This is a genomic window from Roseibium sp. FZY0029 (genome assembly GCF_036350355.1).
Taxonomy (GTDB): domain Bacteria; phylum Pseudomonadota; class Alphaproteobacteria; order Rhizobiales; family Stappiaceae; genus Roseibium.
In genome coordinates this window covers 117,393-133,441 of record NZ_JAZDVZ010000003.1, presented here as the reverse complement: position 1 = coordinate 133,441, position 16,049 = coordinate 117,393, and the positions used below count along the sequence as shown (strand labels likewise).

Sequence of the window (16,049 nt, the reverse complement as noted above, 5' to 3'; positions counted from 1 at the left end):
AAATCAGTGAAAATAGCCAAATACTTGAGTTTGTTAATTCCAATCAATTGGGCTGAGGCATGGTCTTACAAACGAGCCAAGATGAAGGGGGCGTGGAAAACAGCGACATTATTTCGTCTCTGGGCTCCGAACTGGATCGGCTAAATCGCATTGCAAAGTTGTCCGCAAGCGATGAACTCCGGCTGAGCAAGGACTCCCTTCACACGCTGCTTAACGAGGTTTCCGATTACCTCTACGTCAAGGACCGGAATTCACGCTTCGTCATGGCGAACCAGCAGGTTGCGCTGGATGTCGGTCTCCTTGAAGTCTCGCAGTTGATCGGCAAGACGGATCTGGACCTTCACCCGAAAGAGACCGGTTTGAAGTTCCACGCCATCGAACAGGAGATCATGGCGTCGAATATTCCGCGCATCGATTTCGAAGAGCCCTTGATCCTGGAAAACGGCAAGCGGAAATGGTTCTCCTCATCCAAGTATCCGGTCACAAACAGCGAAGGTAAGGTTGTCGGCATCATCGGTTTGTCGAGGGACATAACCGAACGCAAGAGAGCCTTGCTGCTGCAACAGGGGCAAAACAAGGTCCTGCAGGAAATTGCTGCCGGCAAGCCGCTGGAACAGGTGCTGACAACCCTGGTGCTGACCATCGAAGACCAGCTGGATGGTGTCATGGGGTCGATCATGCTGGTCGATGATGCCGGCGAGCACCTTTTGGCGACCGTCGGCCCCAACCTGCCTCAAGCTTATCTCGACCTGACCGACGGTATTCCTGTGAGCCCCAAAATGGGGTCTTGCGGTACCGCTGTTTTCCGTCGCGAAAGCGTGATCGTCGAGGATGTCATGAAAGACACCCTTTGGGAGGATGTGCGCGACCTCATTGCGCCATACGAACTGCGGTCCTGCTGGTCGGTGCCGTTCTTCGGCAAGGACAGCAAGGTTCTGGGCACCTTCGGGCTCTACACAAAGTCAACACGCAGCCCGACCGATCACGAGTTGAAACTGGCACTCGAAGCGGCCCGACTCGCGGCCGTGGCGGTCGAGCGGGACCGCGCCGAGCGCAAGATCCGGTATCTGGCCAACCACGATGTTCTGACTGGCCTGCCCAACCGGCAGGAGTTCAAGACCAAGCTGGAAGAGAAGGTTTCTGAATGCGACAGAACCGGCGCGCCGGTTGCTGTCGTTTTTGTCGACCTTGATAATTTCAAGTTCGTCAACGACAGCTTCGGGCATGGCATCGGCGATCAGGTGCTGATGATAGTCGCCGAGCGCATCATGTCCGTTCACAACGGCGCTCACCAGGCTATCCGGTTCGGCGGGGATGAATTTGTCCTGATCGTCGATGGTGAGACGGCGCAGAAATCCGCGCTGAACGAGTTCATGGCGAGACTGCGCAACGAGATTACCAAGACGATCCAGATTGATGACCTGTCATTCCACGTGACCTGCAGCATCGGCGCTGCCTGTTATCCGCAGGATGCAGAAAATGCAGCTCAGCTATTGAGAAATGCCGACAAGGCCATGTTCGAAGCGAAGTCCGCAGGTCGTGACAGCTACAAGATCTTTGAGAAGACCCGCCCGGAACGTTCGGTCAACAAACTGACGCTTCTGGAGGAAATGCGGAAGGGCATCGAGACCGGCGAATTCTTCCTCGAGTATCAGCCGCAGTATAATCTGGTCAGCGGACGCATTATCGGTGCGGAAGCGCTTGTCCGGTGGCAGCATCCGGTCCTTGGTCGCATGATGCCTGGCGAATTCATTACTCTGGCCGAAGAAAGCGGCCTGATCGTGCCTCTCGGCAGATGGGTGACGCGGGAAGCCTGCAGGCAGAACAAGGAGTGGCAAGATAGCGGTCTGTTGCCGATTACGGTCGGCGTCAACGTGTCTGCCCGGCAGTTCCGGGACCGCGGCCTGATATCTGATGTCCGCGAGGCGCTGCGGGAAACGGGTCTCGGGGCGACATATCTGGAACTGGAACTGACGGAAAGTCTGTTGATTCAGAATGCGGACCAGGCCGTCGAGCTGATGGACGATTTCCGCAGGCTGGGTGTGAAGCTCGCGATAGATGACTTCGGCACTGGGTATTCAAGTCTCACAGCATTGAAGATCTTTCCGCTGACACGGCTCAAGATTGACCGCAGCTTCATCAGCGATCTGGACTTTGACGAAAGTGACCGCTGTATCGCAAAGGCGATCATCTCTCTTGGAAGGGAGCTAGGCCTTTGCGTGGTGGCTGAAGGCGTCGAGACGGCAAAGCAGCAGGCGTTTCTCGCCAGTTGCCGCTGTGAAGTTGTCCAGGGGTTCCATTTCGGACGTCCAATGGGGGCGAGCAAGTTCGGCAAACTGCTGGCGATGACGCTGACACCGCTGGACGCGCATTTCGGGTAAGAAATTCAGATACCTACAGGCCCTTCGTTTCAAAACCGGCCATCAATGCCTAGAAATTCGGTCAGAATGTCCGCGCGAATTTCCGGCGTATGTCTTGCGCCGTTGAATACCCACCAGATTGCTTTCGCGTGATCGTGAGAGTTCTTTCGCAGACGTAGCCCGTCTCCACCGCAGCGAAATTTATGCCAGCGATGGACAATTCGACTTTTACCAGGGGCGCCTGGGGATGGAGCCGCAGTATCCACATTCATTGGCCTAGGAATCCAAAGCTTGTCCAGAACAACGGTGTATCCCTCGCCAATTTGTATCTCGGGCTCTGGGCCCGTGCTGCGTCTGTTTGGATTGAGCGGATACTGAAATGCAATGTCTCGGACATCTCCTTTGGAAAAAGAGCCGATAAAAGAATAGGTTATCCGGAAAGATAAGGTTTGCTCAAAGTAGCCGTCTTCGAGGGTGACGATTGGCCCAGCTGCAAGCAATTCGCCTCTGAACACAAACTCTGAACGCAGCACACTTCTAAGTTCTGTTCCCCGACCTGACACGCAAGCTTCGGATGGGCCGGATATCAACCAAGCTGCTAGAAACACGGCCAAAAACTTGAACAAAGGCAAAGCGGTTCTCGTTGATGTCAGGATTTCTATTTATTTTGCAGAATGGATTATGGTCATTTTTTATGCATTTTAAGCGCTACCAAATGAACTACGCACAGGAGAAGTTCTGCTGGTTCGCTAGACCTTGGTCATGACATAGGAGCCGGGGGCATCCTCCAGGATCTTGATCCGGTTTGCTCCCGGTTTGCGGGCCTTCACCTTGGTGTCGTCATGCGAACGGATCCACTGATCCCAGTATGGCCACCAGGAACCCGGATGTTCCTCCGCATTCTTGAGCCAGTTTTCCAGCGTTCCCTTGGCCTCCGGGCCGGTCCAGAACTGATATTTTTTCTTTGCTGGCGGGTTGACCACACCGGCGATATGCCCAGAGCCGGCCAGCACGTAATCGACCGGACCGCCGAAGCAGCCTGAGCCCAGAAACACCGATTTCGGCGGGGCGATATGGTCTTCGCGTGTTGCCAGGTTGAAGATCGGGATCGTGACCTTGGAAAGGTCGAGCTGCTCTCCCGCGATTTCCATCTCCCCCTTGGACAGCTTGTTGTCCAGGTAGCAGTTGCGCAGATAGAACGAGTGGTTAGCAGCAGGCATGCGCGTGGAATCGGAATTCCAGTACAGCAAATCGAACGGGAAGGGATCCTGGCCCTTCAGGTAGTTGTTGACCACATAGGACCAGATCAGGTCATTCGAGCGCAGCATGTTGAAGGCGGACGACATCTTGGAGCCGTCCAGGTAGCCGTGCTCGGCCATCCTCTTTTCAAGCACCGAGATCTGTTCCTCATCGACGAACACCTTCAGGTCACCGGCAAAGGTGAAATCCACCTGCGTGGTGAAGAAGGTCGCGGTCTTGATCCGCTCGTCACCGATCTTCGCCATGTAGGCGAGCGTGACCGCAAGCAGGGTTCCGCCGACGCAATAGCCGATGGCGTTGACTTCTTCCTGTCGGGTTGCCCGCTTGATCAGGTCGAGCGTATTGAGAATGCCTTCCTTCATGTAGTGCTCGAAGCTCTTTTGAGCCTGCCGTTCGTCCGGGTTCACCCACGAAATGACGAACACCGTGTGGCCCTGGTCGACTGCCCACTTGATGAAGGATTTTTCCGGATTGAGGTCGAGAATATAGAACTTGTTGATCCAGGGCGGAACGATCAGGAGAGGGCGTTTGAGAACCTCTTCGGTAGACGGCGAATACTGGATCACCTGACAGACGTCGTTCTGCGAGATCACCTTGCCGGGGGTGGTGCCGAGGTTCTCGCCGAGCTTGAACTTGGTTGGATCTGTCTGGCGGATCTTCAAGTCGCCCTTGCCGGTCTTCAGGTCTTCGACCAGATGCCGCATGCCTTTGACCAGGTTTTCGCCGTTGCTTTCCAGTGTCAGGCGCAGCAGTTCCGGGTTCGTCAGAACGAAGTTGGAAGGGGAGACGGCGTTGGCAATCTGGGTGACGTAGAACTCTGCCTTGTGGCGGGTGTGTTCATCCAGCCCCTGGGCATCATGGACCATGTCCTCCGCCCATTTGCTCGTGATCAGATAGAGCTGCTTGATGAAATCGAAGAACTGGTTTTTTTCCCACTCCGGATCGGCAAAGCGCTTGTCCCGTGCCGGCGTTTCGATAGCCGGTGCCGCCGGTTCGCCCATCATCCGTTTCAGCGACGAATTCCAGAGATCTATGTAGCCGCTCCACAAGCGCGACTGCGCTTCAACGGCACGCTGCGGATCAGACGCCCAGTATTCGCCAACCTGCGCCAGGGTCTTTACGACACCTGTCAGCTCGTCGGTCGAATCGTGCGTGATCTTGCCTTGCTCCCGGGGCTCGATGTAGGCCGCCAAGGCCTTGCCTGCCTGCTCGAGCGTCTTTGCCAGATTCTGTGCAAAGGCCTCCGGGTTGTTGATGATATACTGCAACATGGGATGGTCGCGCTCATCAGCCATAGGCAGGGGTTTCCTCCGGTTAGTTGCCCCGTTCAGCCCACGGAAAACCTGTGGGCCCTTATTGTTCAATCGCGTTATCTTGTTATTTTTTAGCCGATATTTTGAAGTATCGGCTATTTATGACACAAGGTAACCACTCCGTCGATTGGATTTCAATCCACGGTCATGCGCTCTGGCTAGTGTAACTTTGTGACAATCGAAAGGACGAGGAGCCGAATTGGTGGAGGAACGGTTGATCAGCAAGCGGAACGTGCTCGCTCTGGGTGGATGTCTCTTTTTGCTCCTGGGTCTGTCGGCCTGTGCGGTCGGGCCTGGAACACCCTTGATTGATGCGATGAAGACCCAGCCCGGCAAGGGCAACGGCAACGTTCCGGCGCCCAAAGGCTATGGTGCAATCGTCAATCCCGGCGAGTCTTCCGGACTGATCAACCCAGAGGAACGGAAAGAGACGCAGGCTTATCTGGAGACGCTTGCGTCGCAGTGACGCACGGGCCTATTGGGAATCGAGCCGTGAAAGCACACGGCAAATAAAGATGACGAAATATCGGCAATTTTACTGATTAAATCATTCCTTTACGACTGAGGATCTAGGCTGCAAGCCTTGATCGCAAGGCCCTCTTTTTCATGACGCTCGATATACCGACATTGTTTACCTGCATTATGATTGCCGAGTTTGCCGGCAGCGTCATCCTGTTGGTTTTTTACCTGTTCTGGCCGGGCCGAAGCGTAGCCTGTGCAAGAAGCCTGGCCTTGTGGTCCACCGGAATGTTCCTGGCCGGTTGTGGCACGGTTCTCTTCGCAATACGCGGATCGGTTCCGGATCTCTTGAGCATCGTTGCCGCCAATTTCCTGCTCATTCTCGGTACAGGAATGAGGCGCAGCGGGGTCGCCGTGTTTCTGGGGCGCAGCAGTCATGTGTGGTTGTTCGCCACGATCGCATTTGCCTGGATCGTTCTGTACCAGTTTCCGGAATTTCGAGACGACCTCATTGCCCGCGTGAATTTTGTTCAGTCGGTTCTGATCCTGAGCGCTCTCTGGGTTGTCTGGATGGCGTTTTTCGAAAACCGGGAAAAACTCTATTCCGTCCGAATGCTAGGCATGACGACACTCGTCGAAGCCGCCGGCTTCATGTGGTATACCGTGAACCAGAACATTCTGCTTTTGCCGTCCTTCCAGTCGAGCTTCACGGAAGACTTCATGAGCGTCTATCTGCTGGTCATCATGTTCTCGATCATCATGACCATCGTGTTGCCGGCCTCCATGGTGATCGAACGCTCCCTGCACGGTTTCAGGGAACAGGCTCTTCAGGACGAGCTCACCGGCCTGCCGAACCGGCGCGCGTTTCTCAACGATGCCGAGGGGTGGATTTCGTCAAGTCCGTCGCCGTCAGGCATGTATAGCCTCATCCTGTTCGATATGGACCAGTTCAAGACGGTCAACGAGCGTTTCAACCAGGCAATGGGTGATGCACTGCTGCAGCTCTTTGCGCGTATCCTGAAGGACACTTTGGCCGAAGGTGCTGTTCCCGGCCGCGTCGGTGGTGCGGAATTTGCCGTGTTCCTGCCGGAGGGAAACAAGGAACTGGCCCATTTGACCGCTCAGAGAATCTGCCGCCGCTTCGGACTGGAGTGTCAGGAAGCATCCGGCGGTCGGCTGATCGTGACGGCAAGTGTCGGACTTGTCAGCGCTGGGGTCTCGACGCCGTTGGAGCGGGCCATGGAAGCGGCTGAAGGCGGCCTGCACCGCGCCAAGAAGCAGGGCCGCGCCCAAATCGTCACCATGGACCTGGCACCCAACGGGCGGCTTATCAAGGATGCAAAAAGAGCTGGTTTCTCGGTCCTGCGCAAAAAGGCGGCCTGATCGTTTTCCGTTCCTGAACCGCCGCTGTTCCTGCCCGAGGCAATGCGGCGATGATCGGCTCGGACATGTTTGGGTGTCGGGACGCAAAGAGCGTTATCTTCGCGTCCTGCGTTGCGCTCATGCGTCTCGTATTTGTAGGACATTTCCGCCTGTTCACAGGCGTGGGGAGGCTCATCCCGCTGTAAGAGCAATCATGTTCTAAAAAACGCTACAAATTTAGTCGGCTAGCGACGCAAAGACGGGTGCGCATTTTTTTCCGGACTGCTAAAAGAGCCCCGCTGCGCTGTCGTCGCGCCTGGCATGGGCGTGCAGCTGATACTGTCAACTCGCAAGGATTCGCGTCATGGAGGAATTCCATAAGATCAAGCGGCTGCCGCCGTATGTGTTCGAACAGGTGAACCGTTTGAAGGCGAAGGCGCGCGCGGCGGGGGCGGACATCATCGATCTCGGCATGGGTAACCCGGACCTGCCTACACCCAAGCACATCGTCGACAAACTCACGGAAGTCGTGCAGGACCCGCGCACGCACCGTTACTCCGCATCCAAGGGGATTGGTGGCCTGCGCAAGGCTCAGGCGGCTTATTACGGCCGCCGGTTCGGTGTCAAACTCGATCCCGAGACGCAGATTATCGCGACGCTTGGCTCGAAGGAGGGCTTTGCCAACATGGCGCAGGCGATCTCCGCACCCGGGGATGTGATTCTGAGCCCTAATCCGAGCTATCCGATCCATACTTTCGGCTTTCTGATGGCTGGTGCCTCGATCCGCAACATTCCCGCAGAACCGGGACAGGGGTTCTTCGACGCGCTGGAACGTGCGGTGATCCACTCCGTGCCAAAGCCGATCGCCATCATCCTGTGCTACCCGGCCAACCCGACGTCCTATTGCGCGGATCTCGACTTCTATAAGGACGTGGTTGCATTCGCCCGCAAGCACGAGATCTTCATTCTGTCGGACCTGGCGTATTCCGAGATCTATTTCGGCGCGACACCACCGCCATCGGTTCTTCAGGTGCCGGGTGCGATGGATGTAACTGTCGAGTTCACGTCGCTTTCCAAGACATTCTCCATGCCGGGCTGGCGCATGGGCTTTGCCGTCGGCAACGAGCGGCTGATTGCGGCGCTGTCGCGGGTGAAATCCTATCTCGATTACGGCGCCTTCACGCCCATTCAGGTGGCCGCCACCGCTGCCTTGAACGGACCCGATGACTGCATCCGTCAGACGCGCGAAATCTACAAGAAGCGTCGTGATGTGGTCGTTGACACCTTCGGTAGGGCCGGATGGGACATTCCGGCACCGGAAGCTAGCATGTTCTGCTGGGCTCCTATCCCTGAAAAATTCCGGTCGCTCGGCAGTCTGGAATACTCGAAGCTGCTGCTGGAGCAGGCAGAAGTGGCCGTTGCACCGGGCATTGGTTTCGGTGAGCATGGCGACGATTACGTCCGCATCGGACTGGTGGAAAACGAACAAAGACTGCGTCAGGCAGCCAGAAATATCCGCCGCTTCCTTGAAACGGCCGACCAAAAGCTGCACAACGTCATCCCGCTCGGGACCAAAGGTTGATAAGAACTGGACTCATTTCCGTATGGCAGACGCATTGAAGGTAGGCATCGCTGGCCTTGGCACCGTGGGGGCGGCCGTGGTGCGGCTCCTTTCAAAACACGGCGGACAGATTGCAACGAAAACCGGGCGTGCGGTGACCGTGACAGCGGTCAGCGCCCGTGATCGCACACGGGACCGGGGCATTGATGTTTCGGCATTTGAATGGTTCACCGATCCGGTGGAGCTTGCCCGCACGGCGGACGTCGACATTTTCGTCGAACTGATCGGCGGTGACAACGGTCCGGCAGAGGAAAGCGTGCGCGCTGCCCTGTCGCGCGGCATTCATGTTGTGACGGCCAACAAGGCGCTGCTGGCACGACATGGCGTGGAACTTGCGGCGCTGGCGGAAGCCAATGACGCCTGCCTCAATTACGAGGCAGCGGTTGCAGGCGGTATTCCGATCGTCAAGACGCTGCGCGAATCCATGGCCAGCAACGAGATCAGCCGCATCTACGGTATCCTGAACGGCACCTGCAATTACATCCTGACCCGGATGGAAGCCGAGGGCATCAGCTTTCAGGACTGCCTGTCGGATGCACAGCGGCTCGGCTATGCAGAAGCGGATCCGACTTTCGACATCGAAGGCAACGACACTGCGCACAAGCTTGCCATTCTGACCAGCCTGGCCTTCGGCACGGAAATCTCGAGTGACGACATTTATGTCGAAGGCATCACCTCCATCACGACTGCCGATATTCAGGCGGCTGACGAGCTCGGCTTCCGCATCAAGCTCCTGGGCGTTGCGCAACGCACCGATACGGGCATCGAACAGCGGGTCCATCCGACAATGGTGCCGAAATCCTCTGCGATTGCACGGATCGACGGCGTATTGAACGCCGTGGCGGTGGATGGCGACTTCGTCGGTGAAATCGTGCTTGTCGGGCCAGGGGCAGGTGGCAACGCCACAGCGTCATCCGTTGTTGCCGACCTCACCGATATTGCTCGCGGCGATGAAACGCCCGTTCTCGGCATGCCTGCGGCGGAGCTGAACAGCTACCAGCGTGCCCGCATGCGGCTGCATGAAGGCGGTTACTACATCCGCCTGTCCGTTTACGATAGGCCTGGCGCTTTTGCCGAAATCGCCAAATGTATGGGCGAAGCCGGTATCTCGCTGGAATCGATTGTCCAGAAACGTCATGCAAATAAGGATGTTCCTGTGAAATTTGATGCGGACATGCCTCAACCTGTCATCCTGATCACGTATGAAACGACTGAAGTGGCGATCAAAGAGGCGCTGGACGTGATCATGTCAAAGGGGGTCGTGTCCGAACAGCCCCAGATGATCCGGATTGAAAAACTGAATTGACGAGTGAGTGCCCGCCGAGGCGTGTTGCGGGGGGAGAGACTGGAGATGTTGATGTCCAATACTGATAAACAACCGTCGAGCGGCCTGGACCGTATTCTGACGCTCGAGCTGGCCCGCGTCAGCGAAAGAGCGGCTGTATCGGCGGCCCGGTTGCGCGGTCACGGCGACGAAATGGCCGCCGACCAGGCAGCAGTGGACGCAATGCGGCGGGAACTGAACCGGCTGCCCATCGACGGCACTGTGGTTATCGGTGAGGGCGAGCGCGACGAAGCTCCGATGCTCTACATCGGTGAAAACGTCGGCACAAAGCAGGGGCCAAAGGTCGACATTGCTCTCGACCCTCTTGAAGGCACTACCATCTGCGCCAAGAACCTGCCGAACTCCCTTGCGGTAATTGCGCTGGCTCCGGCAGGTGATCTTCTGAACGCGCCTGACAGCTACATGGACAAGATCGCCATCGGCCCGGGCTACAAGGCCGGTTTGATCGATCTGGATGCGCCGATTGCCGAAAACATTGCAGCCGTCGCCAAGGAAAAAGGCGTCAAGGTCAGTGAAGTGACCGCCTGCGTTCTCGACCGTCCGCGCCACGCGCGGCTGATCGAGGAAATCCGGGCGACCGGCGCTGCGATCCGCCTGATCGGTGATGGCGACGTTGCCGGCGTCATTCACACCACCGATCCGGATGAAACCGGCATCGATATCTACGCGGGTATCGGTGGTGCTCCGGAAGGTGTGCTCGCCGCTGCTGCGCTGCGTTGTATCGGTGGTCAGATGCAGTCCCGTCTCGTGATCACCCGTGAAGAGCAGGTCGAGCGGGCGCATCGCATGGGCATCGAGGACATCAAGAAGAAATACACGCTTGAAGAAATGGCCGGTCCGGACGTGCTGTTTGCTGCAACGGGCGTGACCGACGGCAACTTCCTGCAGGGCGTCCGCTTTGGCCGTCATCACATCACCACGCACACCGTTGTCATGCGGTCCTCCACGGGCACGGTGCGCTACATCAAGGCCCAGCACACGGATCTTGAGAAATTTCATCTGGACTAAGCGCGGCTGAATGCTGGGACAATCCGGAGAAGATGACAGGCGCCTCGTCCTCGGGGTCGCCCGTTCCGCAAATGACAACGCTTGGCGCGAGCGTCTGAGCGCCGCCGACCTGCGAACCGCGATGGCGATTTCGCAGGTTCACGGCCTTCCGGACGTGCTCGCACGTGTCATGGCAGCCCGCGGCGTGCAGGCCGACGAGGCGACAGGCTTCCTGGATCCGTCGCTCAAGCTGCTGATGCCCGACCCTTCCAGCCTGGTTGACATGGACGCCGCTGTGGCGAGAGTTGCGGATGCGGTTCAGGCTGGCCGCAAGATTGCGATCTTCGGCGATTATGACGTCGACGGCGCAACCTCTTCGGCGATTTTTGCCAAATATCTGCAGTGGCTTGGCCTTGATCCCGTGATCCATATTCCGGACAGGATCATCGAAGGTTATGGACCCAACGGTCCGGCCATCGAGCATCTTCGGCAGGGTGGGGCAGACCTGCTGGTGACCCTCGACTGCGGAAGCACGTCTTTCGAAGCTTTTGAAACCGCCCGGCAGCTTGATCTAGACGTTGTGGTGATTGACCACCACCAGGTCGGCGAAACGCTGCCGACTGTCGAAGCGCTCGTCAATCCGAACCGGCAGGACGATCTGTCCGGGCAGGGGCATCTGGCGGCCGTCGGCGTGACGTTTCTGTTTCTTGTCGGTCTGAACCGCGAGTTGCGGCGGCGCGGAGTTTTCCAGGGCGCGCAGCAGCCGGATCTCATGGCTCTGCTCGATCTTGTCGCACTCGGCACCGTCTGTGACGTCGTTCCCTTGCAGGGGCTGAACCGCGCCTATGTCACACGTGGTCTTGCGGTAATGCACCAGCGCCGGAACTACGGCCTGACAGCCCTTGCCGACACTGCCCGCGTTAGCGGAAAGCCTGCTCCCTATCATCTCGGGTTCCTGATTGGGCCACGGATCAATGCGGGTGGCCGCATCGGCGACGCCGCTCTGGGAGCCAGGCTTCTGACAACGGAAGATCCACACGAGGCGCGCGCTATCGCCGAGCGGCTGGACCAGCTCAACACCGAACGTCAGGCCATGGAAGCGGTGATGCTGGAGCAGGCAGGCGCCGAAGCTGAAATGGCAATCCAGGCGCGCGATCCTGCGGTGCTCCTGACCGGTTCGGACGACTGGCACCCGGGTATCGTTGGCCTGATTGCTTCCCGCCTCAAGGAAGCTCACCGCAGGCCGGCCTTCGCAATAGCCTTCGACGAAACCGGCAAAGGCACCGGCTCTGGACGCTCGATCCCCGGTGTCGATCTCGGCAAGGCCGTTCGCAGTGCGGTCGACCTGGGTTTGCTGGAAAAAGGAGGCGGTCACGCCATGGCGGCGGGACTGACCGTGTTGAGCGAAAAAAGAGCTGATCTGGAGGCCTACTTCAACGATGTCCTCAAAGATGATGTTGAGGCCGCGAGCGCCAACAGGGAATTGAAGATCGATGCAGCATTGACGGCAACCGGGGCGAATCTCGACCTTCTCGAACTGCTGGAAAAGGCAGGGCCCTATGGGGCCGGCCATTCAGAGCCCGTCTTCGCCTTTCCCGCGCACCGGATCTCCTTTGCCGATGTGGTTGGCAAGGGACACGTCAGGGCCTCGATCACGTCGGGTGACGGAACGGCGCTGAAGGCGATCTGTTTCAAGGCGGATGACAAACCGCATGGCCAGATGCTCCTGCAGGGCAGGGGGCAATCGCTGCATGTGGCAGGCACGCTCTCGATCGACACCTGGCAAGGCACGCCCAAGGTGCAGTTGCGTATTCTGGATGTCGCGGATCCGCAGAAAACCCGGCTTTGACCCCGTTCCTGTAAGTTCAAATTAACGAAACGCTAAGGCAGCAGGCCTACACTTTGATCCTACGAAGAAATCGTGAGGATCAGGCATGCGCGCTCAGAATGAGCTTTCGCCGTATTTCGCGGAAATTGACAGGCGAACCGACCGGGCTCTGAAAGGGATTCGGGAAGTAAGACGTTCCCCAAAACTGACCGCCCTGCCGCAGGAGCCGAAAGCAGCTCTTGTGGGAACCGGATTTCTGATTGTCCTGATGACCTTCATCGGACTGTTCATCGACTGAACCTGGCTGAAAACCGCTAACCTTCGGCATTTGCGGAAATCTAAGACAGACTGGGGCTTGAAACGCTCCCCGGGCTGCTCTTAAGTCTGGCGTCTGATTTGAACGAGACACCGGACGCCATGACAGATTATCCCGTAGCACTTTGGTCTTTTAACCTCGGCCGCGCTCCGACTTCGGTTGCTGCTTTCGCAGCGCAGATTGAAGAAGGCTTGAAACGCGCCGCCGCACACGGTGCGAAGCTCCTGATGCTGCCGGAATATCTGGTGGAATGCTGTCTGGCTTTCAAACCGGAAGGGCTGCCGCCTGACCGGGAAATGGAATACCTGGCAGAAGTCGGAGCGGACCTGATCGATCAGCTTGCACCCTTGCCGGAGAAATACGGCGTGTCGCTGATTGCCGGATCGATGCCTGTTCACACCGCTCAAGGCTTCACCAACACGGCTGTCCTGCTGACGGCCGACGGTCGCGAGATCCGCCAGGACAAATTGTGTCTCACCCCCTTCGAGCAGGATCCGGAAATCTGGCATCTGGTGCCGGGAGCCGAGTTGAAGACCTTCGAGCTCGATGGCCTCAAAATGGCGATCCTGATCTGTCTGGATGTGGAAATGCCGGCACTCAGCAGCCTGCTGGCGAAGCAGGACCTGGACCTTCTTCTTGTCCCGTCGATGACGGAAAAACTCTCCGGCTACCACCGCGTGTTCGGCTGTGCCAAGGCGCGGGCGGTCGAACTCATGTGCGCGGTTGCCGTTTGCGGAGTGGTCGGGACATCGAAGGGAACAACACAGAACGATACCAACGTTTCAGGCGCCGCACTCTATCTGCCTTGTGAAGAGGAGTTCGGTTTTTCAGGTGTTGCCGCAGAGGTAGTCGCGACTTCCGGAAGCAATGGCGAAGAACCGTTTCTGGTCGCTTCTGTTCCACTCGATGAGCTGCGCGCGCTGAAGTCAGGCAAGGCCGAGGTTTGGCCGGGCGCATGGACTGCCGATCATGTTTCCGTAACGGCCGCATGACGGCAAATTGTAATATTTGTAATAAAATTGTGCGCGCACCAAGTGCACTTTTCTATAGACGTCCCTAAGGGAAATCCCTATACAACCCATGTTCCAGAACAACATGGTGTGGAGATGGGATTCGCTAAGTCACTCACAGCGCGGGATGCATCGTGGCTGCACGGGATTACAGGTTTGTTCATCAAACCGCTCCGTTTGCAGATTGCGGCTCTGTGCGTGCGTCCGGGCGAAACCGAACCCGAAGTCCTGCTTGTTTCGACACGCGACACGGGCCGGTTGATCCTGCCCAAAGGCTGGCCGGAAAAAGACAAGCCAGCTTTTGAAACGGCGTTGATCGAGGCCTACGAGGAAGCGGGTATTGTCGGCAAAGCCGAGCCACGGGCCATTGGCAGCTTCCGATCCTTCAAGGGGCTTGCCGACGGATTGAAGATCCGTACCAAGGTGGTCGTCTTCAAGATCCGTTTTGAAAAGCAGCTGAAGGAATATCCCGAACTCGGACAACGCAAAACGGTGTGGCTGCCGTTCACAAAGGCAATCGAAACAGTGGAAGAGCCGGCGCTGAAGCGGTTTTTACGGCGGCACAAATCGCAAATCAGTTAGACATTTCCTGCGGGATAGCGAGGCGTGTTTGAGTGCTGACCAGCAAGGACTTGAAAAAGAAGGCACTGGACAAGGATCTCGACAAGATCAGCTTTGTCAGTGAGGCGGCAGAGGCCATGGGCCGGCGCCTCGTCGGTCCAGGGCTTGCACTGGTTTTCCTGATGATCTGTGCCTGTGTGGCAGCATTTCAGGTGTCGGCCAGCGGTTTCTCCCACATCGTCATCCTTGTTGCTGCCAGCGCCATCGGTGGCTACATGGCAATGAACATCGGCGCCAACGACGTTGCCAACAATGTCGGTCCGGCCGTCGGCGCGCGCGTCGTCAGCCTCACTGGAGCCCTGCTGATTGCCGCCGTTTGCGAAAGCGCAGGCGCATTGCTGGCCGGGACCGATGTAGTGTCGACCGTTTCCGGCGACATCCTGAGCCCTGGTGATGTCCGCAACAGTTCGGAATTCATGCTGGCGATGCTGACCGCAATGGCTGCATCTGCCTTGTGGATCAACTTTGCTACCGTGATCGGCGCACCAGTTTCGACAACCCATTCGATTATCGGTGGGGTCGTCGGGGCCGGTATCGCTGCAAGCGGTTTTGCTGCCATCAACTGGACCACCATGTCCACAATTGCCGTTTCCTGGGTTTTGTCGCCGGTGCTGGGGGGGCTCGTCGGGGCCGGGATCATGGCCTTTATCAACACAAGGGTCGTTTATACGCCCGACCGTCTGAAAGCAGCCCGTTACTGGCTTCCCATCCTCCTAGGCCTCATGGGGGCGACCTTCACCGGTTACCTTCTGCTGAAAATTTCCGATAGGCTGCTTTCCGTTCCAGAATGGCTCGCCATCGTCCTGTCGCTAACTGTCGGCTTCGTCGTCTGGCGAATCTATTGTCACGTGATCATTGCCCAGACGCTCACGCTGGAAAACAGCGCGCGCGCGTTGCGCAATCTGTTCGCGGTGCCCCTCATGGTGGCGGCAGGCCTGTTGTCTTTTGCCCATGGTGCAAATGACGTTGCCAATGCCATCGGACCGCTGGCGGCGATCGTGATGAGCCAGTCGAACGATTTTCCGGACCTGGTGTTCTGGTATCTGGGAGCGCTGAACCCCGAAGTGCCGATCTGGGTGAGTGCCGTCGGGGCTTTTGGCATTTCCGCAGGTCTTCTGCTGTTCGGAAGGCGCCTGGTGACCGTTGTCGGCAAGAAGATCACCAAACTCAGTCCCGTGCGGGCCTTCTGCATCACATTGGCGACGGCAGCTACCGTGCTGACGGCGTCAGGGGCCGGATTACCGGTGTCCTCCACCCATATTGCGGTTGGGGCCTTGTTCGGTGTCGGCTTTTACCGGGAATGGTATCGCAACAAGTATGTTGCTGAAGGCGGCGTGATGAAACCGCGCAAGATGATGAAAAACAGGGAAGAACGCCGCAGACGCCTGCTTGTCCGCCGATCAAGCCTGATCACCATCATCGCAGCGTGGGTTGTCACTGTTCCGGCGTCGGCGCTTCTGGCCGCGGTGCTTTTTACGGCGCTCAAACTGGTCTTGTCGTAAGACAATCCCGATCCTTCGCAAACAAGTTACCAGGATAAGTAACAGCACACAGTGCGCGTTTTCTG

Annotated in this window: 13 protein-coding genes; 11 read left to right on the top strand and 2 right to left on the bottom strand. The window is 57.6% G+C overall.

All coding sequences use genetic code 11. The features are described 5' to 3' along the window. The first annotated feature begins 92 nt into the window (after positions 1-92). Positions 93-2,381, top strand: coding sequence for a sensor domain-containing protein (locus V1T76_RS09095; RefSeq protein ID WP_330560351.1), 2,289 nt, complete (start codon positions 93-95; stop codon positions 2,379-2,381). Between the two features lie 29 nt (positions 2,382-2,410). On the opposite strand, the gene V1T76_RS09090 is transcribed toward V1T76_RS09095, so the two are convergent. Continuing rightward, the gene (locus tag V1T76_RS09090) at positions 2,411-2,992 is read right to left on the bottom strand and encodes a hypothetical protein (protein WP_330560350.1); all 582 of its coding nucleotides are present in this window, start codon (positions 2,990-2,992) and stop codon (positions 2,411-2,413) included. 117 nt (positions 2,993-3,109) lie between these two features. Continuing rightward, complete coding sequence (locus V1T76_RS09085) at positions 3,110-4,915, bottom strand: PHA/PHB synthase family protein (protein ID WP_330560349.1); 1,806 nt, start codon at positions 4,913-4,915, stop codon at positions 3,110-3,112. 220 nt (positions 4,916-5,135) lie between these two features. On the opposite strand from V1T76_RS09085, the gene V1T76_RS09080 reads away from it, so the two are divergent. From V1T76_RS09080 to V1T76_RS09035, 10 genes are all read left to right on the top strand, one after another. Continuing rightward, positions 5,136-5,399, top strand: coding sequence for a hypothetical protein (locus V1T76_RS09080; RefSeq protein WP_330560348.1), 264 nt, complete (start codon positions 5,136-5,138; stop codon positions 5,397-5,399). 140 nt (positions 5,400-5,539) lie between these two features. Continuing rightward, a complete protein-coding gene (locus V1T76_RS09075; protein WP_330560347.1) occupies positions 5,540-6,775 on the top strand; it encodes a GGDEF domain-containing protein in 1,236 nt (411 codons plus the stop codon). A 343-nt stretch (positions 6,776-7,118) separates the two neighbouring features. Beyond that, positions 7,119-8,336, top strand: coding sequence for an LL-diaminopimelate aminotransferase (locus tag V1T76_RS09070; RefSeq protein WP_330560346.1), 1,218 nt, complete (start codon positions 7,119-7,121; stop codon positions 8,334-8,336). Positions 8,337-8,358: 22 nt separating this feature from the next. Next, on the top strand, positions 8,359-9,681 hold the full coding sequence (locus tag V1T76_RS09065; RefSeq protein ID WP_330560345.1) for a homoserine dehydrogenase: 1,323 nt from the start codon (positions 8,359-8,361) through the stop codon (positions 9,679-9,681). Between the two features lie 51 nt (positions 9,682-9,732). Next, complete coding sequence (gene glpX / locus V1T76_RS09060; protein ID WP_040439531.1) at positions 9,733-10,728, top strand: class II fructose-bisphosphatase; 996 nt, start codon at positions 9,733-9,735, stop codon at positions 10,726-10,728. Positions 10,729-10,738: 10 nt separating this feature from the next. Next, complete coding sequence (recJ, locus tag V1T76_RS09055) at positions 10,739-12,556, top strand: single-stranded-DNA-specific exonuclease RecJ (protein ID WP_330560344.1); 1,818 nt, start codon at positions 10,739-10,741, stop codon at positions 12,554-12,556. Positions 12,557-12,641: 85 nt separating this feature from the next. Beyond that, positions 12,642-12,833, top strand: coding sequence for a hypothetical protein (locus V1T76_RS09050; protein ID WP_330560343.1), 192 nt, complete (start codon positions 12,642-12,644; stop codon positions 12,831-12,833). Between the two features lie 119 nt (positions 12,834-12,952). Further along, complete coding sequence (locus tag V1T76_RS09045) at positions 12,953-13,843, top strand: nitrilase-related carbon-nitrogen hydrolase (RefSeq protein WP_330560342.1); 891 nt, start codon at positions 12,953-12,955, stop codon at positions 13,841-13,843. A gap of 174 nt (positions 13,844-14,017) precedes the next feature. Further along, on the top strand, positions 14,018-14,443 hold the full coding sequence (locus tag V1T76_RS09040) for an NUDIX hydrolase (RefSeq protein WP_330560341.1): 426 nt from the start codon (positions 14,018-14,020) through the stop codon (positions 14,441-14,443). A 32-nt stretch (positions 14,444-14,475) separates the two neighbouring features. Next, on the top strand, positions 14,476-15,984 hold the full coding sequence (locus tag V1T76_RS09035; RefSeq protein WP_330560340.1) for an inorganic phosphate transporter: 1,509 nt from the start codon (positions 14,476-14,478) through the stop codon (positions 15,982-15,984). The last annotated feature ends 65 nt before the right edge of the window (positions 15,985-16,049 follow it).

Bases quoted from the DNA above. Each gene is read 5' to 3' on its own strand.
- V1T76_RS09065 (WP_330560345.1), top strand. From the start codon at position 8,359: ATGGCAGACGCATTGAAGGTAGGCATCGCTGGCCTTGGCACCGTGGGG.
- recJ (WP_330560344.1), top strand. From the start codon at position 10,739: ATGCTGGGACAATCCGGAGAAGATGACAGGCGCCTCGTCCTCGGGGTC.
- V1T76_RS09050 (WP_330560343.1), top strand. From the start codon at position 12,642: ATGCGCGCTCAGAATGAGCTTTCGCCGTATTTCGCGGAAATTGACAGG.
- V1T76_RS09085 (WP_330560349.1), bottom strand. From the start codon at position 4,915: ATGGCTGATGAGCGCGACCATCCCATGTTGCAGTATATCATCAACAAC.
- glpX (WP_040439531.1), top strand. From the start codon at position 9,733: ATGTCCAATACTGATAAACAACCGTCGAGCGGCCTGGACCGTATTCTG.
- V1T76_RS09070 (WP_330560346.1), top strand. From the start codon at position 7,119: ATGGAGGAATTCCATAAGATCAAGCGGCTGCCGCCGTATGTGTTCGAA.
- V1T76_RS09045 (WP_330560342.1), top strand. From the start codon at position 12,953: ATGACAGATTATCCCGTAGCACTTTGGTCTTTTAACCTCGGCCGCGCT.
- V1T76_RS09075 (WP_330560347.1), top strand. From the start codon at position 5,540: ATGACGCTCGATATACCGACATTGTTTACCTGCATTATGATTGCCGAG.